Origin of the sequence: Citrobacter sp. Marseille-Q5395 (assembly GCF_947057495.1) — a bacterium.
Lineage (GTDB): Bacteria > Pseudomonadota > Gammaproteobacteria > Enterobacterales > Enterobacteriaceae > Citrobacter > Citrobacter murliniae.
The window spans coordinates 286175-310248 of record NZ_CAMSEL010000001.1 but is presented as its reverse complement, the minus strand read 5'-3'; the positions used below and the strand labels follow the sequence as shown (position 1 = coordinate 310248).

Annotated in this window: 22 protein-coding genes; 15 read left to right on the top strand and 7 right to left on the bottom strand. The window is 51.7% G+C overall.

The window, feature by feature from the left end:
- Positions 1 to 14: 14 nt before the first annotated feature.
- Positions 15 to 851, top strand: a complete 837-nt coding sequence (gene kduI, locus OH663_RS01405; RefSeq protein ID WP_045447055.1) for a 5-dehydro-4-deoxy-D-glucuronate isomerase — start codon at positions 15 to 17, stop codon at positions 849 to 851.
- A gap of 57 nt (positions 852 to 908) precedes the next feature.
- Positions 909 to 1670, top strand: coding sequence for a 2-dehydro-3-deoxy-D-gluconate 5-dehydrogenase KduD (kduD, locus tag OH663_RS01400; protein ID WP_045447052.1), 762 nt, complete (start codon positions 909 to 911; stop codon positions 1668 to 1670).
- Between the two features lie 114 nt (positions 1671 to 1784).
- Here the strand turns inward: kduD and OH663_RS01395 are convergent, their stop codons facing one another.
- Positions 1785 to 2111, bottom strand: coding sequence for a cupin domain-containing protein (locus OH663_RS01395; RefSeq protein ID WP_045447048.1), 327 nt, complete (start codon positions 2109 to 2111; stop codon positions 1785 to 1787).
- A 142-nt stretch (positions 2112 to 2253) separates the two neighbouring features.
- On the opposite strand from OH663_RS01395, the gene OH663_RS01390 reads away from it, so the two are divergent.
- Complete coding sequence (locus OH663_RS01390) at positions 2254 to 2946, top strand: aspartate/glutamate racemase (protein ID WP_263525674.1); 693 nt, start codon at positions 2254 to 2256, stop codon at positions 2944 to 2946.
- Here OH663_RS01390 and OH663_RS01385 read toward each other — a convergent pair.
- Complete coding sequence (locus tag OH663_RS01385; RefSeq protein ID WP_200009928.1) at positions 2933 to 3868, bottom strand: LysR family transcriptional regulator; 936 nt, start codon at positions 3866 to 3868, stop codon at positions 2933 to 2935. The two genes, OH663_RS01390 and OH663_RS01385, sit on opposite strands and share 14 nt — an antisense overlap.
- A gap of 118 nt (positions 3869 to 3986) precedes the next feature.
- Between OH663_RS01385 and lysA the strand changes: the two genes are divergently transcribed.
- Positions 3987 to 5240 (top strand): diaminopimelate decarboxylase, encoded by a 1254-nt coding sequence (gene lysA / locus OH663_RS01380; RefSeq protein WP_045447040.1) that lies wholly within the window; start codon positions 3987 to 3989, stop codon positions 5238 to 5240.
- 11 nt (positions 5241 to 5251) lie between these two features.
- Here the strand turns inward: lysA and galR are convergent, their stop codons facing one another.
- Entirely contained in the window at positions 5252 to 6280 is a 1029-nt protein-coding gene (gene galR, locus OH663_RS01375) for an HTH-type transcriptional regulator GalR (RefSeq protein ID WP_045447037.1), read from the bottom strand.
- A gap of 590 nt (positions 6281 to 6870) precedes the next feature.
- On the opposite strand from galR, the gene aas reads away from it, so the two are divergent.
- A complete protein-coding gene (gene aas, locus OH663_RS01370) occupies positions 6871 to 9030 on the top strand; it encodes a bifunctional acyl-ACP--phospholipid O-acyltransferase/long-chain-fatty-acid--ACP ligase (protein ID WP_045447034.1) in 2160 nt (719 codons plus the stop codon).
- Positions 9023 to 10216, top strand: a complete 1194-nt coding sequence (gene lplT, locus OH663_RS01365; protein ID WP_045447032.1) for a lysophospholipid transporter LplT — start codon at positions 9023 to 9025, stop codon at positions 10214 to 10216. The genes aas and lplT overlap by 8 nt, the downstream gene beginning before the upstream one ends.
- 50 nt (positions 10217 to 10266) lie before the next feature.
- Here the strand turns inward: lplT and OH663_RS01360 are convergent, their stop codons facing one another.
- The 4 genes from OH663_RS01360 to mutH form a co-directional block, all read right to left on the bottom strand.
- The gene (locus tag OH663_RS01360; RefSeq protein ID WP_045447022.1) at positions 10267 to 11307 is read right to left on the bottom strand and encodes an NADP(H)-dependent aldo-keto reductase; all 1041 of its coding nucleotides are present in this window, start codon (positions 11305 to 11307) and stop codon (positions 10267 to 10269) included.
- Positions 11308 to 11415: 108 nt separating this feature from the next.
- Positions 11416 to 11634, bottom strand: a complete 219-nt coding sequence (ygdR, locus tag OH663_RS01355; RefSeq protein ID WP_000758660.1) for a lipoprotein YgdR — start codon at positions 11632 to 11634, stop codon at positions 11416 to 11418.
- A gap of 144 nt (positions 11635 to 11778) precedes the next feature.
- Positions 11779 to 12492 (bottom strand): TerC family protein, encoded by a 714-nt coding sequence (locus tag OH663_RS01350; RefSeq protein WP_045447018.1) that lies wholly within the window; start codon positions 12490 to 12492, stop codon positions 11779 to 11781.
- Between the two features lie 78 nt (positions 12493 to 12570).
- Positions 12571 to 13263, bottom strand: coding sequence for a DNA mismatch repair endonuclease MutH (gene mutH, locus OH663_RS01345; protein ID WP_045447015.1), 693 nt, complete (start codon positions 13261 to 13263; stop codon positions 12571 to 12573).
- 684 nt (positions 13264 to 13947) lie between these two features.
- Here mutH and rppH point away from each other — a divergent pair.
- The 9 genes from rppH (at position 13948) to recC (ending at position 24016) form a co-directional block, all read left to right on the top strand.
- Complete coding sequence (gene rppH / locus OH663_RS01340) at positions 13948 to 14478, top strand: RNA pyrophosphohydrolase (protein ID WP_045447012.1); 531 nt, start codon at positions 13948 to 13950, stop codon at positions 14476 to 14478.
- Between the two features lie 12 nt (positions 14479 to 14490).
- The gene (gene ptsP / locus OH663_RS01335) at positions 14491 to 16737 is read left to right on the top strand and encodes a phosphoenolpyruvate--protein phosphotransferase (protein ID WP_045447008.1); all 2247 of its coding nucleotides are present in this window, start codon (positions 14491 to 14493) and stop codon (positions 16735 to 16737) included.
- A 298-nt stretch (positions 16738 to 17035) separates the two neighbouring features.
- Positions 17036 to 17911: a prolipoprotein diacylglyceryl transferase gene (lgt, locus tag OH663_RS01330; RefSeq protein WP_045447005.1), complete on the top strand. Its 876-nt coding sequence runs from the start codon at positions 17036 to 17038 to the stop codon at positions 17909 to 17911.
- 6 nt (positions 17912 to 17917) lie between these two features.
- Positions 17918 to 18712, top strand: a complete 795-nt coding sequence (gene thyA, locus OH663_RS01325) for a thymidylate synthase (RefSeq protein WP_045447002.1) — start codon at positions 17918 to 17920, stop codon at positions 18710 to 18712.
- A 186-nt stretch (positions 18713 to 18898) separates the two neighbouring features.
- Positions 18899 to 19369 carry a prepilin peptidase-dependent protein gene (locus tag OH663_RS01320; protein ID WP_045446998.1) on the top strand — a complete coding sequence of 157 codons (471 nt, stop codon included), beginning with the start codon at positions 18899 to 18901 and terminating at the stop codon, positions 19367 to 19369.
- Entirely contained in the window at positions 19360 to 19923 is a 564-nt protein-coding gene (locus OH663_RS01315) for a prepilin peptidase-dependent protein (protein WP_200009927.1), read from the top strand. The genes OH663_RS01320 and OH663_RS01315 overlap by 10 nt, the downstream gene beginning before the upstream one ends.
- Complete coding sequence (locus tag OH663_RS01310) at positions 19920 to 20327, top strand: DUF2509 family protein (RefSeq protein WP_045446992.1); 408 nt, start codon at positions 19920 to 19922, stop codon at positions 20325 to 20327. The genes OH663_RS01315 and OH663_RS01310 overlap by 4 nt, the downstream gene beginning before the upstream one ends.
- The gene (locus OH663_RS01305; protein ID WP_048220636.1) at positions 20312 to 20635 is read left to right on the top strand and encodes a prepilin-type N-terminal cleavage/methylation domain-containing protein; all 324 of its coding nucleotides are present in this window, start codon (positions 20312 to 20314) and stop codon (positions 20633 to 20635) included. Before OH663_RS01310 ends, OH663_RS01305 begins: the two co-directional genes overlap by 16 nt.
- Positions 20636 to 20647: 12 nt before the next feature.
- Positions 20648 to 24016, top strand: coding sequence for an exodeoxyribonuclease V subunit gamma (gene recC / locus OH663_RS01300; RefSeq protein ID WP_200009926.1), 3369 nt, complete (start codon positions 20648 to 20650; stop codon positions 24014 to 24016).
- The last annotated feature ends 58 nt before the right edge of the window (positions 24017 to 24074 follow it).

The following is a 24074-nucleotide window of genomic DNA, read 5'->3' as shown; positions in this document are numbered from 1 at the left end:
CACTGGAGGTAAATGTGGACGTAAGACAAAGCATCCATAGTGCGCATGCTAAAACCCTGGACACTCAGGCGCTGCGCAATGAGTTTTTGGTAGAAGAAGTGTTTGTCGCTGACGAATACACCATGGTTTACAGCCACATCGACCGCATTATTGTTGGCGGCATTATGCCAGTGGCAAAAACCGTATCCGTGGGTGGCGAAGTGGGCAAACAGTTGGGCGTAACCTACTTCCTGGAACGTCGCGAACTCGGTGTGATCAACATCGGTGGTCCGGGCACAATTACCGTTGACGGCCAGTGCTATGAAATCGGTCACCGCGATGCGTTGTATGTGGGAAAAGGGGCGAAAGAAGTTGTGTTTGCAAGCATCGATGCGACAAAACCAGCCAAGTTCTACTATAACTGCGCACCGGCACATACAGCCTATCCAACCAAAAAAGTGACCCCAGCCGATGTTGCTCCAGTGACTCTGGGTGATGATCTCACCAGTAACCGTCGTACCATCAATAAATATTTTGTACCAGACGTACTGGAAACCTGCCAGTTGAGCATGGGTCTGACGGAACTGGCACCTGGTAATCTGTGGAATACCATGCCGTGCCATACCCATGAACGCCGCATGGAAGTTTATTTCTACTTCAACATGGAAGAAGACACCTGCGTTTTCCATATGATGGGGCAGCCTCAGGAAACGCGTCACATTGTGATGCATAACGAGCAGGCAGTAATTTCTCCAAGCTGGTCTATTCACTCTGGCGTCGGTACAAAAGCTTATACGTTCATTTGGGGCATGGTCGGTGAAAACCAGGTCTTCGATGATATGGACCACGTTGCAGTAAAAGATCTGCGCTAGTTGCGGGCGGCAACCCTGCCTGTCTGTGACAGGCATTATAAAAAGTAAGGATTAATAATGATTTTGAATGCATTCTCTCTTGAAGGTAAAGTCGCCGTTGTGACAGGTTGTGACACTGGTCTGGGGCAGGGTATGGCGCTGGGCCTGGCTGAAGCGGGTTGCGATATCGTGGGTATCAATATTGTTGAGCCGACTGAAACTATCGAACGTGTTACCGCACTGGGCCGCCGCTTTTTAAGTCTGACTGCAGACCTGCGTCAAATCGACGGTATCCCGGCGCTGCTGGAGCGTGCAGTTGCAGAATTCGGTCATATCGACATTCTGGTCAATAACGCAGGTCTTATTCGTCGTGACGACGCGATCGATTTCAGCGAAAAAGACTGGGACGACGTGATGAATCTGAACATTAAGAGCGTGTTCTTTATGTCTCAGGCTGCGGCTAAGCACTTCATCGCGCAGGGCAAGGGCGGCAAAATTATTAACATCGCCTCTATGCTTTCTTTCCAGGGCGGCATCCGCGTTCCGTCTTATACCGCATCAAAAAGTGGTGTAATGGGCGTAACTCGTCTGATGGCGAACGAGTGGGCAAAACACAACATCAACGTTAATGCGATTGCTCCGGGCTATATGGCAACCAACAACACGCAACAGCTGCGTGCTGATGAGCAACGTAGTGCAGAAATTCTCGATCGCATCCCGGCGGGACGTTGGGGATTACCAGACGATCTGAAAGGGCCAATTGTATTCCTGGCGTCCAGTGCATCTGACTACATCAACGGCTATACCGTTGCAGTAGATGGCGGCTGGCTGGCACGTTAACGGGTCTTCTTCCTGTATCGACAAACAAAAACCCTGCCAAACAGCAGGGTTTTTTATCTTTTATCCCTTACATTTCAGATAAGAAGCTAAAAGGGTGACCTGAGAACGGTGGAATTATGCTTTCAGGAAATCTTCGCGTACGGGGGTGAAAGTATCCAGTAATGTGCCTGGTTTTAAACAAACGCAGCCATGCATAATATTGGGTCGCTTGTACAGCGTGTCGCCTGCGCGGACAACATGCTTTTCTTCGCCAATGGTAAATTCAAACTCGCCGGATAACACATAAGTGAGCTGTTCGTGCGGGTGGTTGTGCATCGGACCAATTGCGCCTTGCTCGAAATTCACTTCAACAGCCATCATTTTGCCGTCGTGAGCCAGGATGCGGCGGGTAACGCCGTTGCCCAGATCTTCGAGGGTGGTTTCTTTATGAAAAATAAACATCCGGCGGTCCTGTATTATGTTGAAACAATGTTTCATTAAATTTATATCATAAATAATTAAAAGGAAACGCAGGCTCACAGATGTGGAAAGTTGATCACATCTTTGGTTCACTGGAGCGACACCAACGAACAAGGAAAAAAAGATGAAAACCATCGGTCTGTTAGGCGGTATGAGCTGGGAATCCACTATTCCTTATTATCGACTCATTAATGAAGGTGTGAAGAAACGTCTGGGAGGCCTGCATTCGGCGCAGATCCTGCTGCATAGCGTAGATTTCCACGAGATTGAAGCTTGCCAGTCAAGTGGCGACTGGCAGCAGGCTGGTGAGATTCTGGCGCAGGTCGCCATGGGGCTTCAGCAGGCGGGGGCTCAAGGGATCGTTCTGTGTACCAACACGATGCATAAGGTCGCCGGGGCGATTGAAACGGCCTGCGAGGTGCCGTTCCTGCATATTGCTGATGCAACGGGCAGGGCCATCAGCCAGCAGAAAATGTCTAACGTGGCGCTACTCGGTACGCGCTACACCATGGAGCAGGAGTTTTATCGTGGACGCCTACAGCAAGAGTTTGGTATTAACACGTTGATCCCCGAACAGGATGACCGGCAGAAGATTAACCAGATAATCTTCGAAGAGCTGTGCCTGGGTGAATTCAGTGACACTTCGCGAGATTATTACCTTAATGTGATTGATGGCCTGGCTCGTCAGGGCGCGCAAGGCGTCATTTTTGGCTGTACCGAGATTGGCCTACTGGTTCCGGCGCAGATGAGTCCGCTGCCGGTGTTTGATACGGCTGCGATTCACGCGGCTGATGCGGTGGAGTTTATGCTGTCGTAAGCGGATCCAAAATAGCATCCAGCGGATCGATTAGGGTGGGAAGATGAGCTTGCAAATGTGCCGTAAATGCATCGACCAGTGCGGATGCCGGTCGGTGTAACGGGCGAATCAGGCTAACGGTAAACGGTACGTCGATACTGAAACGTCGAACGACAACGCCGCTGGCGGCATAATCCAGCGCAGTGAGTGGGTTTACGACCGAGATCCCTGCGCCGGCACGAACCATCGCGCAAACGGACGCGGCGCTGTGCGTTTCCAGGACCATTCGACGTTTAACCTGATGGTCATTAAACAGAGCATCCAGCAACTGACGGTAACTGTCTGTGCGTGACAGGCTGATGTAATTTTCACCCTGAAAGTCTTCTGGCGTTAGTATGGCTTTCGCACTTAGCGGATGTCCTGAAGGCAGGACACATACTTCGTTAAGCGTCAGCAGTGCAGTACGTTCAGTGCCTGCGGGCGTGTGCAAGGTCTCCGTCAATCCCAGATCGTGGCGCTGGGCTGAAAGCCACTCCTCAAGCAGCGGTGACTCTTGCGGAACGATGTTCAGACTCACGTCCGGATAGCGAGCCAGAAACGGTTGCAGTAGGGTAGGTAAAAACGATTGTGAAAACACCGGCAGGCAAACAATTGACAGCTCGCCCTGGCGGAATTCTCGCAGGCTTTCTGCGGCATTAACAATGCGATCCAGACCATACCAGGAGCGTTGTACCTCCTCAAATAACCGTAGGCCCTGTACCGTTGGCTGCAGTCGACCACGAGTACGTTCAAACAGCGTTAACCCCAATACTTTCTCAAATCGCGCCAGTTCCCGACTGACTGTGGGTTGCGAAGTGTGTAGCATCCGTGCAGCTTCCGTCAGGTTGCCCGCTGTCATGATGGCGTGAAAGATTTCAATGTGTCGCAGGTTAACGGCAGGCATGGGCGTTCCTCGAATCAGGTAGTACATATCATTTTTGCATAGACTCGCGATAAAACGATATTTTTTATTCTCTTTAGCTTGTGGCGTAATCATAAAAAAATGAATACCGGAGTCCGCTATGCCACGCTCGCTTAATAACACCGATACTGACCTGACCGCCGACAACCTGCTGCGTCTGCCTGCCGAATTTGGCTGCCCGGTATGGGTCTACGATGCGCAGATTATCCGTGCGCAGATCGCTAAACTGAATCAGTTCGACGTGGTGCGCTTTGCCCAGAAGGCATGTTCGAACATTCATATTCTGCGTCTGATGCGCGAGCAGGGCGTGAAGGTGGACTCGGTATCGTTAGGTGAGATTGAACGTGCGCTGGCTGCAGGCTATGTCGCGGGTAAAGATGAGATCGTTTTTACTGCCGATATGATTGATGAAGCGACGCTGGCACGGGTGCATGAGTTACAAATTCCGGTTAATGCCGGGTCAGTGGATATGCTGGAACAGCTTGGTCAGGTATCGCCGGGTCACCGCGTATGGCTGCGCGTCAATCCTGGATTTGGTCACGGGCACAGTCAGAAAACCAATACTGGTGGAGAAAACAGCAAGCACGGAATCTGGTACAGCGATCTGCCAGCAGCGCTGGACGTCATTCAGCGTTATAAACTGAATCTGGTCGGTATTCATATGCATATCGGCTCTGGCGTGGACTACGGACACCTGGAGCAGGTATGTGGCGCGATGGTGCGCCAGGTGATGGAGTTTGGCCAGGATCTCGAGGCGATCTCTGCAGGCGGTGGTTTGTCGATCCCGTACCGCGAAGGAGAAGAGGCGATCAATACCGATCACTATTTCGGTTTGTGGAACGCCGCGCGTGAGCAGATCGCCAGACATCTTGGGCATCCGGTGAAGCTTGAGATTGAGCCGGGACGTTTCCTGGTCGCGGAAGCGGGCGTACTGGTAGCGCAGGTGCGCAGCGTAAAAGAGATGGGGAGCCGCCACTTCGTGTTGATCGATGCAGGTTTTAACGATCTGATGCGCCCGGCGATGTATGGCAGTTATCATCATATCTCCGCGCTGGCGGGGGATGGCCGTTCGCTGGAGCTGGAGCCTCAACGAGAAACCGTTGTTGCGGGTCCGTTGTGCGAGTCCGGCGACGTGTTTACCCAGCAGGAGGGCGGTAAAGTTGAGACCCGTCTGCTGCCTGCGGTGGCACCGGGTGATTATCTGGTACTGCATGATACCGGGGCGTACGGTGCGTCGATGTCGTCGAACTATAATAGCCGCCCGCTACTGCCGGAAGTCCTGTTTGATAACGGAGTGGCGCGGCTGATTCGCCGTCGCCAGACCATTAACGAACTCTTAGCGCTGGAACTATGACGCAATCCTGTTTAATCGTTTGACGATGAATTCCCTGGCTCTGTCAGCGTTGAAACGGAATGTCGGCGTACCAGAGTTGGGTTAAATACATTGGTAATTTCGGGCACCGGGCGTTTTTCCGCCAGCGCCAGCGCCAGTTCAGCGGCCTGCGTTGCCATCGTCACGATAGGATAACGCACCGTTGTCAGCCGTGGGCGCACGTAGCGTGAAACCAGCACATCATCAAAGCCAATCAGTGATATTTCGCCCGGTACATCAATACCATTATCATTTAATACGCCCATGGCACCGGCTGCCATTGAGTCGTTATAACAGGCTACCGCAGTGAAGCTTTTTCCACGACCAAGCAGCTCGGTCATGGCCTGTTCCCCGCCGCTTTCATCCGGTTCACCAAAGGTCACCAGCCGTTCGTTCACCGGTATATTGCTTTCTGCCAATGCATCGTAATAGCCTTTCAGACGATCTTCTGCATCCGAAATGGTGTGATTGGAGCACAGATAACCGATGCGTGTATGGCCTTGCTGGATAAGGTGCCGGGTGGCAAGCCATGCCCCGTAACGGTCATCCAGGGCAACGCAGCGTTGCTCGAAGCCGGGCAGGATTCGGTTGATGAGCACCATGCCGGGGATCTGCTGCATTAACGACGCAAGTTCAGCATCCGGAATGATTTTCGCGTGTACAACGAGAGCGGCGCAACGGTGACGAATAAGCTGCTCAATCGCCTGACGCTCCTTATGTTCGTTATGATAGCCGTTGCCAATCAGTAAAAAGTTTCCGGTATTATAGGCCACCTGCTCGACAGCTTTTACCATTGCCCCAAAGAAAGGATCTGACACATCACCTACCACCAGTCCGATGGTTTCAGTGGATTGTTGTGCCAGTGCACGCGCATTGGCGTTGGGGTGGTAGCTGAGTGATTCCATGGCACTCATTACAGCCAGGCGCGAGGCTTCACTGGCTTTAGGGGAATCATTGATCACTCGAGAAACGGTGGCGACTGATACACCAGCTAGTCGGGCTACGTCCTTTATGGTCGCCATGATAGTACCTGTTGTGGGTAAACGCTTACATTCCGCCAGTGTTACGGAAAATGGCTGGCTGTTCAAGCAGATTGCCCGCCAGAACGTCGCAAATGTGAGCGCGCACGAGCGAAGTAAGACAGAAAGGGGGAAATGAAAACCTTTGCTTACACTTTGCGATGGGCTGTTGCGATTGTTCGCTGGTGAGGGAACTGGCCACATTGCTAAAGTTGAGATCCCAGAGGTATTGATAGGTGAAATCAACTTTCGGGTTGATCACAAGATTTACACCAACCTGCGCAGATGCGCAGGTTTTTTTTTATCTCAGGCGTATCTGTAACAGTAACCGATAATTTACACAACTGGTTGCATTTACGTTCATTCCTTTGCGTTTTCGTACTGGCGAATCAGTCGGGTGACGACCACAATCAAGATCCCAGAGGTATTGATTGGTGAGATTATTCGGTACGCACTTCGTACCTGTCTCTTGCACCAACCTGCGCGGATGCGCAGGTTTTTTTTCGTCTTCTATTTACCTGTCGCACGCAATCCCCAACTCGTATAATCTGCCACCATTCATCTTTAGATAATTGATGGTACAGGGAGTTGAGATGCTATTTGGGTTATTTCGTATTCTGTTTCGCGTACTTTTTCGTGTTCGCGTCATGGGCGATGTTAGTGCGCTACAGGGAGAACGCATCCTAATCACTCCCAATCATGTCTCATTTATAGATGGTATTCTTCTGGCGCTGTTCCTGCCCATTCGCCCCGTCTTTGCCGTTTATACTTCTATCAGCCAGCAATGGTATATGCGCTGGTTAACCCCATTGATTGATTTCGTTCCGTTGGACCCAACTAAACCGATGTCGATTAAACATCTGGTTCGCCTGGTTGAGCAGGGACGCCCGGTGGTTATCTTCCCGGAAGGCCGTATTTCAACGACCGGATCATTGATGAAAATCTATGACGGTGCCGGTTTTGTCGCGGCAAAATCAGGGGCGACGGTGGTACCTGTGCGCATTGAAGGGGCAGAACTTAGTCACTTCAGCCGGCTGAAGGGTCTGGTTAAGCAGCGATTCTTCCCACGTATCCGGCTACACATTTTGCCGCCAACGGCACTGCCAATGCCTGAAGCGCCGCGCGCCCGCGATCGTCGCAAGATTGCCGGTGAAATGTTGCATCAGATTATGATGGAAGCGCGCATGGCGGTGCGCCCTCGCGAAACGTTGTATGAATCCCTTCTGGCGGCGAAATACCGCTTTGGCGCAGGTAAAAACTGCATTGAAGACGTTAACTTTACTCCGGATAGCTATCGCAAACTGCTGACTAAAACGCTGTTTGTTGCCCGAATTCTGGAAAAGTACAGCGCGGAAGGCGAGAAAATCGGCCTGATGCTGCCAAACGCGGGTATCAGCGCAGCCGTTATCTTTGGCGCTATGGCTCGCCGACGCATCCCGGCAATGATGAACTACACGGCGGGCGTAAAAGGGTTAACCAGTGCAATTACCGCTTCTGAAATCAAAACCATTTTTACCTCCCGACAGTTTCTCGATAAAGGCAAACTCTGGCATCTGCCGGAGCAGATTACTCAGGTACGCTGGGTTTATCTGGAAGATTTAAAAGCCGATGTTACCCTGGGTGACAAGCTGTGGATTTTTTCTCATCTGCTGATGCCGCATCTGGCGCAGGTCAAGCAGCAACCTGAAGAGGCTGCAGTGATCCTCTTTACCTCTGGCTCTGAGGGTCACCCGAAAGGCGTAGTGCACAGCCACAAAAGTATCCTGGCTAACGTCGAGCAAATTAAAACTATTGCCGATTTTACCGCTGACGATCGCTTTATGTCAGCGCTACCGTTGTTTCACTCTTTTGGTCTGACTGTGGGACTTTTCACACCGTTACTGACTGGTGCTGAAGTGTTTCTTTATCCCAGTCCTCTGCATTATCGTATCGTGCCAGAACTGGTATACGACCGGAACTGCACTGTGTTGTTTGGTACCTCAACGTTCCTCGGTAACTACGCACGCTTCGCACATCCTTATGATTTCCACCGCCTGCGCTATGTTGTGGCGGGAGCAGAAAAGCTGCAAGACAGTACCAGGCAGTTGTGGCAGGAGAAGTTTGGCCTGCGTGTCCTCGAAGGCTATGGGGTGACGGAATGTGCGCCAGTCGTCTCGATTAACGTGCCGATGGCGGCAAAATCGGGCACGGTAGGGCGTATTCTACCGGGGATGGATGCCCGACTGCTGGCGGTTCCCGGGATTGAGGAGGGTGGGCGTTTACAGCTGAAAGGCCCTAATATTATGAACGGCTATTTGCGCGTCGAAAAACCCGGTGTACTGGAAGTGCCGACAGCAGAGAATGCGCAAGGCGAGCTTGAACGCGGCTGGTATGACACCGGTGATATCGTACGCTTTGATGAGAACGGCTTCGTGCAAATTCAGGGGCGTGCTAAACGTTTTGCCAAAATTGCCGGCGAGATGGTCTCACTTGAAATGGTTGAGCAACTGGCGTTGGCGGTATCCGCCGACAAAATGCATGCTACGGCTATCAAGAGTGATGCCAGTAAAGGCGAGGCGCTGGTGCTGTTCACCACGGATGGAGAGCTGACACGAGATAAATTGCTGCAGTATGCGCGCGCCCATGGCGTTCCGGAACTTGCCGTGCCACGTGATATCCGCCACCTGAAACAACTCCCTCTACTTGGCAGCGGTAAGCCTGATTTTGTCACGCTAAAAAGCTGGGTTGATGAACCGGAAGAACAACATGCCTGAGTCAGTACACACTAACACTTCAATCTGGTCTAAAGGGATGTTGTCCGTTATCGCCGCGCAGTTTCTGTCGGCGTTTGGCGATAATGCGTTGCTGTTCGCCACGCTGGCGTTGCTGAAGGCGCAATTCTACCCGGACTGGAGCCAACCGATCCTGCAAATGGTGTTTGTGGGCGCTTACATTCTTTTTGCGCCTTTTGTCGGACAGGTGGCGGATAGCTTTGCCAAGGGCAGAGTGATGATGTTCGCCAACGGCCTCAAGCTATTGGGTGCGGCGAGTATTTGCTTCGGTTTTAACCCTTTTCTGGGGTATACGCTGGTGGGTATTGGCGCTGCGGCTTATTCACCGGCCAAATATGGCATTCTCGGCGAGCTGACCACTGGCGACAAACTGGTGAAAGCCAACGGACTGATGGAAGCTTCAACCATCGCAGCTATTTTGTTGGGATCTGTCGCTGGCGGCGTTCTGGCCGACTGGCATGTCATTGCCGCACTCTCTGTTTGCGCGCTGGCATACGCCGGAGCCGTCCTGGCTAACCTGTATATTCCAAAACTGGCCGCTGCTCGTCCCGGGCAATCGTGGCATCTGGGGAAAATGACACGTAGTTTTTTCTGCGCAGCGTCTTCGTTATGGCGTGACGGTGAAACACGTTTTTCGTTAGTAGGTACTAGCCTTTTTTGGGGCGCAGGTGTGACGTTGCGTTTTCTGCTGGTGTTATGGGTACCGGTGGCTCTGGGCATCACTGATAACGCCACGCCAACCTATCTCAATGCTATGGTGGCTATCGGGATTGTAGTTGGTGCCGGAGCGGCAGCTAAGCTGGTAACGCTGGAAACGGTGTCTCGCTGCATGCCGGCGGGGATCCTGATTGGCGTGGGGGTGCTGTTTTTGTCTCTGCAACATGCGCTGCTTCCATCCTATGCGTTGCTGATGCTTATCGGTGTACTGGGCGGCTTTTTTGTTGTGCCTCTGAATGCGTTGCTGCAGGAGCGGGGCAAAAAAAGCGTTGGTGCGGGTAATGCTATTGCGGTGCAAAACCTGGGCGAAAACAGCGCTATGCTGCTAATGCTCGGCATCTACTCGTTAGCGGTTCTGGTGGGGCTTCCGGCGGTCGCGATTGGCATCGGGTTTGGCGGCTTATTTGCGCTGGCGATTACGGCGCTGTGGGTCTGGCAACGCCGTCATTAATTTGTGTGTCGGGTAGCGGTTTGGCTTTACCCGGCACACAATGCGCATGATCACGGTGCCGGGTAGGTATAAACCTGATGCACCGCTTCAATCTCCGCCAGTACCTCTTCGCTTAATTCCAGATGCAGGCTTTCGACATTGGTTTTTAACTGTTCCATCGTCGTGGCTCCCAGCAGAGTGCTGGCGACAAACGGCTGGCGACGAACAAACGCCAGCGCCATCTGGGCTGGATCCAGATTATGACGTTTCGCGATATCTACATAAGCGGCGACAGCCTTTTGCGTCTGTTCACCGCTGTAGCGCGTGAAACGGCTAAACAGTGTATTACGTGCTCCGGCAGGTTTAGCGCCGTTCAGATATTTACCGCTTAAGGTACCAAAACCCAGGCAAGAGTAGGCCAGCAGTTCAACCCCTTCATATTGGCTGACTTCCGCGAGCCCAACCTCGAAGCTGCGGTTCAGCAGGCTGTATGGGTTCTGGATGGTGACGATGCGTGGCAGGTCGTGTTTGTCAGCAAGGTGCAGATAGCGCATCACGCCGAATGCGGTTTCGTTGGAAACGCCGATATAGCGAATTTTCCCCGCACGCTGAAATTCAGTCAGAGCTTCCAGTGTTTCCAGCAGAGTAATTACCGGTGTGGAATCCGTCCAGTTGTAGCCAAGTTTGCCAAAACAATTGGTAGGGCGCTGAGGCCAGTGTACCTGATACAGATCCAGATAATCGGTTTGCAGGCGTTTAAGGCTGTCATTCAGCGCCTGGCGAATGTTTTTACGATCCAGCGCCTGATCGGGGCGAATACCGCTGTCATTGTTACGTGACGGACCGCTGACCTTCGAGGCCACGATCAGTTTTTCACGGCTACCATGTTTGGCGAGCCAGTTGCCGACGTAAGTTTCTGTGAGCCCCTGAGTTTCAGGGCGAGGCGGTACCGGATACATCTCGGCAACGTCGATTAAATTTATGCCTTGTGCAACGGCATAGTCGAGCTGTGCATGTGCGTCGGCTTCGCTATTTTGTTCACCAAACGTCATTGTGCCCAGCCCCAGTGTACTGACTTCCAGCGAGCTGTGGGGTATACGGTGATATTGCATAGCCGTTTCCTTTTTATAATCACGACATAAGGATTATAAAAATGGCTGAGGGAAGGGAAAAAGGGAAGCAAAAATTGTTAAGGCCAGCAGCATTGCTGACCTCAACCATCAACGTTCAATAATTTGAGACACATCGTCACGGTTAATTTGCATCGCGTTGCCTTGCTGATCGTGATAGCTCACCAGACCGGTATCGTCATCAATTTCCGGTTTACCGTCGGTCAGGATCATACGACCGTCTTTTGTCGCCATCACATAATCACTGCTGCATCCGGAAACTGCAAAAGCCAATCCTACGGCGGAAATTAAAACTGCCCATTTTTTCATCTGTTTATCCTCACATGGCCTGCGTCTGACAATAGTTTAGTAATAACGCGAAGTTATGCAGGACGAAAGAGGGAAAATCTTAATCTGTGAGAAGGGGAAGATGATGAGGCTATTCGCTCCCCTTGCGGGGAGCGACAGATTTTATCAGAGCGGATTTTTTTTATTGCGCAACAGGTTCAGGGTCTCTACCGCGATAGAGAAGAACATGGCGAAATAAATGTATCCTTTCGGTACATGGACATCGAAACTTTCCAGAATCAGCGTGAAACCAACCAGAATCAGGAAAGAGAGTGCCAGCATTTTTACCGAAGGGTGACGATCCACAAACTCGCCTATTGGGCGTGCTGCAAACATCATCACACCCACGGCGATGACCACCGCCGCCATCATGATAAACAGATGATCGGACAAGCCTACCGCGGTGATGACGGAGTCCAGACTGAAAATAATGTCTAACAACATGATCTGCACAATCGCACCCAGGAAAGAGGATACGCGAGTTTTCAGCCCCTCCTCTTCACCTTCAATCGACTCGTGGATCTCTTTGCTGGCTTTCCAGATCAGGAATAATCCACCGAGCAGAAGTATGAGATCTCGTGCGGATATCGCCTCGCCAAACACCTCGAATAACGGGTTTGTCAAACGAGTTACCCAGGCGATAGAGGCCAGCAAAGCCAGACGCATGAGCATCGCTGCCGCCAGCCCAATACGTCGGGCGTGACTGCGTTGCGCGGTCGGAAGTTTGGCAACTACCAGAGAGAGGAAAATAATATTGTCGATCCCGAGAACGATCTCCAGCAGCGTCAGCGTACCGAGCGCAAGCCAGGCGTTAGGATCGGTTATCCATGCAAATAACATCGAACAAAGTCCTGCCAAAAAAAAGAAGCGCTAATTATAGGCCCGTAACGCGGCGGGTGAAAGGCCGGGCAGTGCCTATTAGGGCTGGAATAAAAAATGTCGCTCCAATAAGGCACGAGTGAAGTTCTTTTTAAGGTAAAACCCGCGTGGCAAGGTCAGGATTGGTTCGCCATTGGCACCAATAGCCTCGGTAAGCGCTCTGGCATTGGCGGCTTTTGGGCGTAGTTGTAGGACTTCCCCATGGCGAGCGGTAATGCGCTCGACGTGACCCAACACAATCATGTCCATTAACTCTTCCCAGTCCAGACGCAATTGTCGGTCCTCTTCTTCATTTGGGCTCCACAGTAGCGGAGAGCCGACGCGCCGTTCAGCCAGCGGTATATTGCGTTCACCTTCAACGGGGATCCACAGTACGCGTTTGAGTTTGTGCCGGACATGGCTGGTTTCCCACGTTACGCCTGTATTGCCGGTCAGTGGCGCTACGCAAACAAAGGTGGTTTCCAGCGGTCTGCCAAGACTGTCCACAGGGATTGTTTTCAGCTCCACGCCGAGCGCGGCAAAATCCTGTTCTGGCTTACTGCCCGCACTGGCGCCAAGCCATATCTCCAGCAGCACGCCAATCCAGCCTTTGTCCCGCTTTAAATCCTTTGGCGTAACAAGACCCGCCATCGTCGCCAACTCTCCCAAAGCGTAGCCTGAGAGTTGTCGTGCCTGGGTAAGCAACTGAGTCTCAGATTCAGGAGGTAAAAGTAACGGATGGAGTTCTGGCATTGGGTTATACCTTAGGCGAAAAAATGAGCAATGATTTTATACCGTGTGGACAGAGTTTATCTTTTTCCACATGCTATATTCAATTATATGATTTATATTGGTTTTTAGATTTCAATTCGCGGAGTTGCGCAACAGCAATTCAGGTTTTCCAATTCTGGTCACTGACAATGAACAGGATCTTACACCATGTTATCCACAGAAAGATGGGATAACTGTGAAAAATCCCTACTACTGTTTCAATTTACAGCCTTGACGTGCGACGAAAATCGAATTTTTACACAAATTGTGCCTAACTTATTGGCATAATCTGTGGATAAAACCAACGCTGGTTGATCTTTCATCAGCTCGAAGATCGTATGCGTGATGATCGTCACGTTTCTGTGTGATTATCTCCTGATCCCGAGTTTAACTTAATGAATATATAAGACTATTTTTTATGTGTGACGAAGGTCTTATTCAGACTGTTCCGGGTTTTCCCATAGTAATTCCGTACTTCTTCACAACTATATCCACAGAAAAGGTGAATAAAATCGTCCTGGCAGTGCTCCCTCTGTTTATAACTCGGGCCTTTGCTGTGAGTTATTCAATTGTTATTAGAGTATCGTGTCCTTAACAGAGTGGTTTACCGCCTCCCAGGAGTGTGAAACAATCGTTTGTATATAAGGTTTATGTTGAGGTAGTCCGGTGATTGATGACGATGGCTACCGCCCGAATGTAGGGATAGTAATTTGTAACCGCCAGGGGCAGGTCATGTGGGCCCGGCGATTTGGTCAGCACTCCTGGCAATTTCCACAAGGTGGGATAAACGCAGGAGAGACAGCAGAGCAGGCGATGTACCGGGAACTCTTTGAAGAAGTGGGGCTCAGCCGTAAAGATGTACGGATCCTCGCTTCTACTCGTAACTGGTTGCGTTACAAGTTACCGAAACGTTTGGTGCGTTGGGACACGAAGCCGGTTTGTATCGGCCAGAAACAAAAATGGTTTCTTCTGCAATTGATCAGTAGCGATGCTGAAATCAATATGCAAACCAGTAGTACACCTGAGTTTGATGGCTGGCGCTGGGTGAGTTACTGGTATCCGGTTCGACAGGTGGTGTCATTTAAACGCGATGTTTATCGCAGGGTGATGAAAGAATTCGCAAGTGTTGTGATGGCGCTTCAGGAAAGTACTCCTAAGCCGCAAAGCCCGCCTGCGTACAGACGTAAAAGAGGTTAAGCTACGCAAATTATGCTCACCCGCCTGCGCGAAATAGTCGAAAAGGTAGCCAGTGCTCCACGCCTTAATGAGGCGCTGAATATTCTGGTTACTGACATCTGTCTTGCGATGGATACAGAGGTCTGCTCGGTCTATCTGGCCGACCACGACCGACGTTGTTATTACCTCATGGCGACCCGGGGACTCAAAAAACCACGCGGTCGCACTGTTGCACTCGCGTTTGATGAAGGGATCGTTGGCCTGGTTGGCAGGCTGGCGGAACCTATCAACCTTGCCGATGCGCAAAAACATCCGAGCTTCAAATATATTCCTTCGGTGAAAGAAGAGCGTTTTCGTGCGTTCTTAGGCGTCCCGATCATCCAGCGCCGCCAGCTATTAGGTGTGCTGGTCGTACAGCAGCGCGAGTTGCGCCAGTACGATGAAAGTGAAGAGTCCTTCCTGGTCACGCTTGCCACGCAAATGGCAGCCATTCTTTCTCAGTCGCAGCTTACCGCGCTGTTCGGTCAATACCGCCAAACGCGCATTCGTGCGCTGCCCGCAGCGCCCGGTGTGGCAATTGCTGAAGGCTGGCAGGATGCCACGCTGCCGTTGATGGAGCAGGTGTATCAGGCGTCAACGTTGGATCCTGCGCTGGAACGAGAACGACTGACCGGAGCGCTTGAAGAAGCTGCTAACGAATTCCGCCGCTACAGTAAGCGTTTTGCTGCCGGGGCGCAGAAAGAAACGGCGGCGATCTTTGATCTCTACTCGCACCTGCTTTCTGATACCCGTTTACGCCGTGAGCTGTTTGCTGAAGTGGATAACGGTTCAGTGGCAGAGTGGGCCGTTAAAACGATCATCGAGAAGTTTGCCGAACAGTTTGCTGCCCTGAGTGATAGCTATCTTAAAGAGCGATCCGGGGATTTACGTGCGCTCGGTCAGCGCTTGCTGTTCCATCTTGATGACTCCATCCAGGGGCCGAATGCCTGGCCTGAGCGTTTTGTGCTGGTAGCCGATGAACTCTCAGCTACCACTCTGGCGGAACTTCCACAGGATCGGCTTGTGGGGGTTGTGGTCAGGGACGGTGCCGCCAACTCCCATGCGGCGATAATGGTTCGTGCGTTGGGTATCCCCACCGTGATGGGGGCTGATATCCAGCCATCGGTATTGCATCGTCGCACGCTGGTGGTGGATGGTTATCGCGGCGAGGTGTTGGTCGATCCGGAACCTGTATTGATACAGGAATATCAGCGCCTCATCAGTGAAGAGAATGAGCTGAGTCGCCTGGCAGAAGATGATGTTAATCAACCTGCACAATTGAAAAGCGGCGAGCGCGTTAAGGTGATGCTCAATGCCGGACTTAGTCCCGAACATGAGCAGAAGCTGGGTAGTCGGATCGACGGTATTGGTCTGTATCGCACCGAAATCCCGTTCATGCTGCAAAGTGGCTTTCCATCGGAAGAAGAGCAGGTTGCGCAGTATCAAGGGATGCTGCAAATGTTTAACGACAAGCCTGTGACGCTGCGCACGCTGGATGTCGGGGCGGATAAGCAGCTGCCTTACATGCCAATCAGTGAAGAGAATCCGTGCCTCGGGTGGCGTGGGATCCGCATTACACTCGATCAGCCGGAGATCTTTCTGATCCAGGTACGAGCGATGCTGCGGGCAAATGCAGCAACCGGCAATCTAAGTATTTTGCTGCCGATGGTAACCAGTATTGATGAGGTGGACGAAGCACGACGTTTGATTGAACGTGCCGGACGCGAAGTGGAAGAGATGATCGGCTATGCGATCCCGAAACCACGCATCGGCATTATGCTGGAGGTCCCGTCGATGGTATTTATGTTGCCGCATCTGGCGAACAGGATCGATTTTATATCGGTCGGGACTAACGATCTTACTCAATATATTCTGGCGGTCGATCGCAACAACACACGTGTCGCCAGCATTTATGACAGCCTGCATCCGGGAATGTTACGTGCCCTGGCGATGATTGCGCAGGAAGCTGAGCGAAGTGGTATCGATTTGCGCCTGTGTGGTGAAATGGCGGGCGATCCGATGTGTGTAACTATTCTAATCGGTTTGGGCTTCCGTCATTTGTCGATGAACGGTCGTTCCGTGGCGCGAGTAAAATATCTGCTGCGACATATCGATTTTGATGAAGCGCAAACGCTGGCTCAGCGCAGCCTGGAAGCGCAGCTAGCGACAGAAGTACGCCATCAGGTGGCGGCATTTATGGAGCGTCGTGGCATGGGCGGTTTAATTCGCGGGGGATTATGAAACCAGGGCGGGAAACAGTAGCTACACCCAATGTATTTTGAGTGTATTGAACAGGTAAGTCCGTGACAAATTCGTCAGGAACGAATTTGAACAGCCGGAGGCTGCCTCCGGTGAGTGAACGCAACCAACAAAGATGCAGCTTGAAAGACGAGGGCGTATACATATCTTTTAACTGTAATCGGCATCCGCTGTGATCCCCTTGTGCTATCATTCGCAACTTCGGAGCGCCTGCATTATGCAGGCGCGCTTATCAATTGCTGTCTGACTTCAGCGAAATAACAAGAACTTGTGGTGACAGATGACCAGTAGCTATCTGCATTTTCCGGATTTCGATCCGGTCATTTTCTCAATTGGACCCGTCGCACTTCACTGGTACGGCATGATGTATTTGGTGGGGTTTATTTTTGCGATGTGGCTGGCGACTCGCCGTGCTAATCGCCCAGGGAGTGGCTGGACCAAAAACGAAGTAGAAAACTTACTCTATGCAGGCTTCCTCGGGGTTTTCCTCGGTGGGCGTATCGGCTACGTACTGTTCTACAACTTCCCTCTCTTCCTTGATAATCCGCTGTATCTGTTCCGCGTCTGGGATGGCGGTATGTCCTTCCACGGCGGTCTTATAGGTGTGATTCTGGTGATGATTATCTTCGCCAAACGTACCAAGCGCTCGTTCTTCCAGGTTTCTGATTTCATCGCACCGTTGATTCCGTTTGGCCTGGGTGCCGGTCGTCTGGGCAACTTTATTAATGGCGAGTTGTGGGGACGTGTCGACCCGAACTTCTCCTATGCCATGTTGTTCCCTGGTTCGCGTACAGAAGATATCTTACTGCTGCAAACTAATCCGCAATGGCAGTCTATTTTCGATACTTACGGCTCACTGCCACGCCACGCTTCCCAGCTCTATGAGATGGCGCTGGAAGGGGTTGTGCTGTTTATCATACTTAATCTGTTTATTCGTAAACCGCGCCCGATGGGGTCGGTCTCCGGGTTGTTCCTGATTGGCTATGGTGCGTTTCGTATCATCGTTGAATTTTTCCGCCAACCGGATCAGCAGTTTACCGGCGCATGGGTACAATACATCAGCATGGGGCAGATCCTGTCTATCCCGATGATTGTCGCCGGTATTATCATGATGGTTTGGGCGTATCGTCGCAGCCCACAGCAACACGTTTCCTGAGGAACCATGAAACAGTATTTAGAACTGATGCAAAAAGTGCTGGATGAAGGCACACAGAAAAACGATCGTACCGGAACCGGAACGCTTTCCATTTTTGGCCATCAGATGCGTTTTAACCTGCAGGAAGGGTTCCCGCTGGTTACAACTAAACGCTGCCACTTGCGCTCCATTATTCATGAACTACTGTGGTTTTTGCAGGGCGACACCAACGTTGCTTATCTGCATGAAAATAATGTCTCAATCTGGGATGAATGGGCCGATGAAAATGGCAATTTAGGCCCGGTTTATGGCAAACAGTGGCGCGCGTGGCCAACGCCGGATGGCCGCCATATTGACCAGATTACGACTGTTTTAAACCAGCTGAAAAACGACCCGGACTCTCGCCGTATCATCGTTTCCGCGTGGAACGTGGGTGAGTTGGATAAGATGGCGCTGGCGCCGTGCCACGCATTCTTCCAGTTTTACGTGGCTGACGGCAAGCTCTCCTGCCAACTGTACCAGCGTTCGTGCGATGTGTTCCTCGGCCTGCCGTTTAACATTGCCAGCTACGCTTTGCTGGTCCACATGATGGCGCAGCAGTGCGATCTTGAAGTCGGTGACTTTGTCTGGACTGGCGGCGACACGCACCTGTACAGCAACCATATGGAACAAACTCACCTGCAGCTTAGCCGTGAACCCCGCGCGCTGCCGAAGCTGGTTATCAAGCGTAAACCTGAGTCTATCTTCGACTATCGTTTCGACGATTTCGAAATTGAAGGCTACGATCCGCACCCAGGCATCAAAGCGCCGGTCGCCATCTGATCGAACGTCATGCTGCCACGACCGACGCCATAGCGCGTCGGTTTTTTTTTGCCTTCGCGTCAGTTTTTCGATGCTGATTCCTGCAAAAGTTGTAATACGCTGCAACATGGAAAATATTCCTCGCAGCCCGCCGAATAACCCGAATTCACTGCTCGTTATTTCATTCCCTCACGCCATACTGGCGACATGAAAAAACAACAAGGCTATACGCTAATTGAAACTCTGGTTGCGATGCTCATTATTGTCGCCCTAAGTGCCACAGGACTTTATGGCTGGCAACGCTGGCAGCAGCAACAACGGTTGTGGCAAACCGCCTGTCAGGTACGGGATTATTTGCTGCAACTTCGTGAAGATGCCAACTGGCATAACCGCGACCACGTTATCAGCGTTATCAGAGAGGGAGCGTCATGGTGTTTTGTTAGCTCTGCCGATGCTCATGAGTCATGTAAGCCTTCCTCGCCGTGGCTGTTTATGCCGCTCTGGGACGATATTGAGATGGTGGAGATAACGCCTTCGCTGGCTTTTTTTGGCCTACGGAACACGGCATGGGCCGGGCATATTCGCCTGAAAAATGCGGCTGGTGAATTAAATCTGGTGGTATCAGGTTGGGGGAGAATCAGACTTTGCGAGCGTGATGAGGCAAATCTATGTCGCTAAACGAACGCGGTTTTTCACTGCTGGAGGTGCTGATTGCGATGGCGATAAGCAGTGTTTTACTTCTGGGTTCAGCGCGATTTTTACCTGCCCTGCAGCGCGGTATTTTGCACAATACACACCAGTTAGTGCTTGAAGATGAGATCTGGCAACGTGTTTATACCGTAGCGAAGCATCTCCAGCGGGCGGGCTACTGCCGCGGACGCTGTCACGGTGAAGGGCTGAAAATATCGGGTCAGCGCGATTGCGTTATTGTGCAGTGGGATGCAAACAGTAACGGTATCTGGGAGACGAATCCGGCGAAAGAAGCCGAGCAGATTGGATTTCGCCTACAAAACAAGGCGCTGGAGACATTGCGCGGTGCGACGTCGTGCGCAGGAAAGGGCTGGGATAGCATGACCGATCCTGTAACCATTCAGATTGAGTCATTTCAGGTGGAACGCCAGAATGTTAGCGGGTTTGCGCCCGTCCTCATTCTGCGTCTGCGTGGCTCCAGTAAAGTCGAACCACAAAGAGTGATCGAAGCGCTGTACAGCGTGACAGGATTTAATCTGTGAACCGGGAACGAGGTGTATCGTCCCTTGCGCTGGTACTTTTACTTCTGGTGCTCGGTAGTCTGTTGTTGCAGGGCGTTAGCAGACAGGAAGCCAGTTTTGCCTCTCGCGTTGCAATGGAAAGCCAGTCTTTGCAACGCCAGGCCGTGGCGCAATCTGCGATGGAATGGGGGCGTATGCAACGCTGGCTTTTGCAACCCGATGTTCAGTGTCGGTCCTATGCAATGCAGAATGCAGACGTTTGTCTGCGACTGCTTGCTAATAATAACGTGTTGCTTATTGCTCAATACGAAGGGATATCTCTATGGCGTCAGGGCGAGGTTGTAGACGGCAATATCAAGTTTTCTGCACATGGCTGGAGCGATTTCTGCCCGTTAAAGACGCTGGCATTATGCCAGATCCCCTGAACCGGCAACGTGGATTTAGCCTGCCGGAAGTCATGTTGGCAATGGTGTTGATGATCATGATTGTGACCACACTGTCGGGGTATCAACGAGCATTGATGAACAGTTTCTTGGGCAGAAATCAGTACCAGCAGCTTTGGCGTTACGCGTGGCAGCAAAGCCAACTGCATGTGTTTTCGCCGCCTTTGAACTGGCAGGTAAACCGAATGCAGACAACGCAGGCGGGATGTGTCAGCATCAATGTTAAAATTACGTCCCCTATGGGCAGGCAGGGTCAAATGACACGTCTGCACTGCTCAAATCGTCAGTAGTCAGGAGTCGCTATGTTAAGGGTCTACCACTCCAATCGCCTGGATGTGCTGGAAGCGTTAATGGAATATATCGTCGAGCGGGAGCGACTGGACGACCCTTTTGAACCGGAGATGATCCTGGTTCAAAGTACCGGTATGGCGCAATGGTTACAAATGACCCTGGCACAGAAGTTTGGTATTGCCGCCAACATTGATTTTCCGCTACCTGCGAGTTTTATCTGGGATATGTTTGTGCGCGTATTGCCGGAGATCCCGAAAGAGAGTGCGTTCAGTAAACAGAGTATGAGCTGGAAGCTGATGACGTTGCTGCCGCAATTACTGGAAAAAGATGACTTCACGCTGCTGCGTCACTATCTGACTGACGATACCGACAAGCGTAAGCTGTTTCAGCTTTCTTCACGCGCAGCCGACCTTTTTGACCAATATTTAGTCTACCGTCCGGACTGGTTAACGCAGTGGGAGGAGGGAAGGCTGGTTGAAGGTTTAGGAGAGTCTCAGGCCTGGCAGGCACCACTGTGGAAAGCGCTGGTGGAATATACCGCTGAACTGGGACAACCACGCTGGCATCGCGCTAATTTATATCAACGGTTTATTCAGACCCTGGAAAGTGCAACAAGCTGCCCGGAAGGGCTACCTTCGCGCGTTTTTATTTGCGGTATTTCGGCGTTGCCGCCTGTTTATCTTCAGGCGTTGCAGGCGTTGGGTAAGCATATCGAAATTCACCTGTTATTCACTAATCCGTGTCGTTACTACTGGGGTGACATTAAAGATCCTGCGTATCTGGCTAAGCTGCTGGCGCGCCAGCGTCGGCACAGCTTTGAAGAAAGAGAGCTGCCGTTGTTTCGTGATAGCCAAAATGCCGAGGGGTTGTTTAACAGTGATGGCGAGCAGGATGTCAGCAATCCGCTGCTGGCCTCGTGGGGAAAACTGGGGCGTGACTATATTTACCTGCTGTCTGAGCTGGAAAACAGCCAGGAACTGGATGCGTTTGTCGATATCACGCCCGACAATCTTTTGCGTAACATTCAGTCGGACATCCTTGAGCTGGAAAGCCGGGCTGTGGCAGGCGTCAATCTGGAGGAGTATTCGCGTAGCGACAATAAACGGTTGCTTGAGCCGAATGACACCAGTGTGAGTTTCCATGTCTGCCATAGCCCACAGCGTGAGGTGGAAATCCTCCATGACCGTTTGCTGGCGATGCTGGAAGCGGACCCTACGCTGACGCCGCGTGACATCATTGTGATGGTAGCGGATATCGACAGCTACAGCCCATTCATTCAGGCCGTTTTTGGCAGCGCGCCAGCTGATAGATATTTACCGTTTGCCATTTCTGACCGCCGTGCACGTCAGTCCCATCCCGTTTTACAGGCCTTTATCAGCCTGCTGTCGTTGCCGGACAGCCGTTTTGTCTCAGAAGATGTGTTGGCATTACTGGACGTCCCAGTACTGGCGGCGCGCTTCAACATCAACGAAGAGGGATTACGCTATCTTCGCCTGTGGGTTAATGAGTCAGGTATTCGTTGGGGAATTGACGACGACAACGTTCGCGAACTGGAACTACCACCGACAGGCCAGCACACCTGGCAATTTGGTCTGACGCGTATGCTGCTGGGCTATGCGATGGAAAGCACGCAGGGCGAGTGGCAATCGGTATTGCCGTATGATGAATCCAGCGGTTTGATTGCCGAGCTGGTGGGGCATCTGGCTTCGCTATTGATGCAGCTAAATCTCTGGCGCCGGGGGTTGGCCCAGGAGCGTCCGCTGGAGGAATGGCTACCCGTCTGTCGTGACATGCTCAATGATTTCTTCCTGCCGGATGCAGAAACCGAAGCGGCGATGACGCTCATTGAACAACAGTGGCAGGCTATTATTGCCGAAGGTTTGGGGGCTGAGTATCGCGGTGCTATTCCACTTTCACTGTTACGCGATGAGCTAGCCTTGCGGCTAGACCAGGAACGTATCAGTCAGCGTTTCCTTGCTGGTCCGGTGAATATTTGTACGCTGATGCCAATGCGTTCCATTCCTTTCAAAGTGGTGTGTTTGTTAGGCATGAACGACGGTGTTTATCCGCGCCAGCTTGCGCCGTTGGGTTTTGACCTGATGAGTCAAAAGCCGATGCGGGGTGACCGAAGTCGTCGTGATGATGATCGCTATCTGTTTCTGGAAGCACTGATCTCGGCGCAGCAAACGCTCTATATCAGCTACATTGGGCGTTCAATTCAGGACAACAGTGAACGCTTTCCGTCGGTACTGGTGCAGGAGTTAATGGACTATATTGGGCAAAGCCACTACTTACCGGGTGATGAATTGCTCACCAGCGATGAAAGCGAAACCAAAGTAAAAGCCCACATTACCCGTTTGCACACCCGTATGCCTTTTGATGTACAAAACTTTCAGCCAGGCGAACAGCAAAGTTATGCGCGTGAATGGCTGCCAGCGGCGAACATGTCAGGTAAGGCACACGCTGATTTTGTTCAGCCACTCCACTTTACGATGCCTGAAACCCTGACGCTGGAAACGCTACAACGATTTTGGGCTCATCCGGTTCGGGCCTTCTTCCAGATGCGGCTACGAGTGAATTTCCGTTCTGAAGAGAGTGAGATCCCGGAAACGGAGCCTTTTACCCTTGAGAGGTTAACCCGCTATCAGCTTAACCAGCAGTTGCTTAACACGCTGGTGGAAGAGAACGACGCCGAGCGTTTGTTCCGTCGCTTCCGTGCGGCTGGCTCGCTTCCTTATGGGGCATTTGGTGAGATTCTTTGGGATACCCAACGTCAGGAGATGCAGTCGCTTGCCGATCGCATTATTGCCTCTCGCCAGCCTTGCCAGAGCATGGAAATTGATCTGAGCTGCAACGGTGTGCAAATCACGGGTTGGTTACCACAGGTCCAGGAAGATGGTTTGTTGCGCTGGCGCCCATCTTTAATAAGTGTGTCCCAGGGGGTGCAACTTTGGCTGGAACATCTTGTCTATTGTGCCAGTGGCGGAGCGGGAGAGAGCCGTTTGTTCCTGCGTAAAGACGGGGAATGGCGTTTCCCTCCACTGGAAGCAGAGCAGGCGTTACTGTATCTGTCACAACTTATTGAGGGGTATCGGGAAGGCATGTCATCGCCTTTGCTGGTGCTACCGGAAAGTGGTGGGGCGTGGATAAAAACCTGTTATGACGCCGTAAATGATGCCATGTTAGATGACGATGATACGCTGCAAAAAGCACGAAATAAGTTTTTGCAGGCTTATGAAGGCAACATGATGGTGCGTGGTGAAGGCGATGATATCTGGTATCAACGCCTGTGGCGTCAGCTGGCTCCTGAAACTCTGGAGACCATTGTGTCGCAGTCTCAGCGCTATTTGTTACCGTTATTTCGCTTTAATCAGTCATGATGATTGTATAAAAATTGCACAGATTGATGACTTCTACTATGATGCGCTTTCTGTCACG

Bases quoted from the DNA above. Each gene is read 5' to 3' on its own strand.
- ygdR (WP_000758660.1), bottom strand. From the start codon at position 11,634: ATGAAAAAATGGGCAGTTTTAATTTCCGCCGTAGGATTGGCTTTTGCA.
- kduD (WP_045447052.1), top strand. From the start codon at position 909: ATGATTTTGAATGCATTCTCTCTTGAAGGTAAAGTCGCCGTTGTGACA.
- aas (WP_045447034.1), top strand. From the start codon at position 6,871: ATGCTATTTGGGTTATTTCGTATTCTGTTTCGCGTACTTTTTCGTGTT.
- galR (WP_045447037.1), bottom strand. From the start codon at position 6,280: ATGGCGACCATAAAGGACGTAGCCCGACTAGCTGGTGTATCAGTCGCC.
- OH663_RS01320 (WP_045446998.1), top strand. From the start codon at position 18,899: ATGAAAAAACAACAAGGCTATACGCTAATTGAAACTCTGGTTGCGATG.
- OH663_RS01305 (WP_048220636.1), top strand. From the start codon at position 20,312: ATGCCAGATCCCCTGAACCGGCAACGTGGATTTAGCCTGCCGGAAGTC.
- OH663_RS01390 (WP_263525674.1), top strand. From the start codon at position 2,254: ATGAAAACCATCGGTCTGTTAGGCGGTATGAGCTGGGAATCCACTATT.
- mutH (WP_045447015.1), bottom strand. From the start codon at position 13,263: ATGCCAGAACTCCATCCGTTACTTTTACCTCCTGAATCTGAGACTCAG.
- OH663_RS01395 (WP_045447048.1), bottom strand. From the start codon at position 2,111: ATGTTTATTTTTCATAAAGAAACCACCCTCGAAGATCTGGGCAACGGC.
- OH663_RS01350 (WP_045447018.1), bottom strand. From the start codon at position 12,492: ATGTTATTTGCATGGATAACCGATCCTAACGCCTGGCTTGCGCTCGGT.
- OH663_RS01385 (WP_200009928.1), bottom strand. From the start codon at position 3,868: ATGCCTGCCGTTAACCTGCGACACATTGAAATCTTTCACGCCATCATG.
- lysA (WP_045447040.1), top strand. From the start codon at position 3,987: ATGCCACGCTCGCTTAATAACACCGATACTGACCTGACCGCCGACAAC.
- lplT (WP_045447032.1), top strand. From the start codon at position 9,023: ATGCCTGAGTCAGTACACACTAACACTTCAATCTGGTCTAAAGGGATG.
- OH663_RS01360 (WP_045447022.1), bottom strand. From the start codon at position 11,307: ATGCAATATCACCGTATACCCCACAGCTCGCTGGAAGTCAGTACACTG.
- OH663_RS01315 (WP_200009927.1), top strand. From the start codon at position 19,360: ATGTCGCTAAACGAACGCGGTTTTTCACTGCTGGAGGTGCTGATTGCG.
- recC (WP_200009926.1), top strand. From the start codon at position 20,648: ATGTTAAGGGTCTACCACTCCAATCGCCTGGATGTGCTGGAAGCGTTA.
- thyA (WP_045447002.1), top strand. From the start codon at position 17,918: ATGAAACAGTATTTAGAACTGATGCAAAAAGTGCTGGATGAAGGCACA.
- lgt (WP_045447005.1), top strand. From the start codon at position 17,036: ATGACCAGTAGCTATCTGCATTTTCCGGATTTCGATCCGGTCATTTTC.
- ptsP (WP_045447008.1), top strand. From the start codon at position 14,491: ATGCTCACCCGCCTGCGCGAAATAGTCGAAAAGGTAGCCAGTGCTCCA.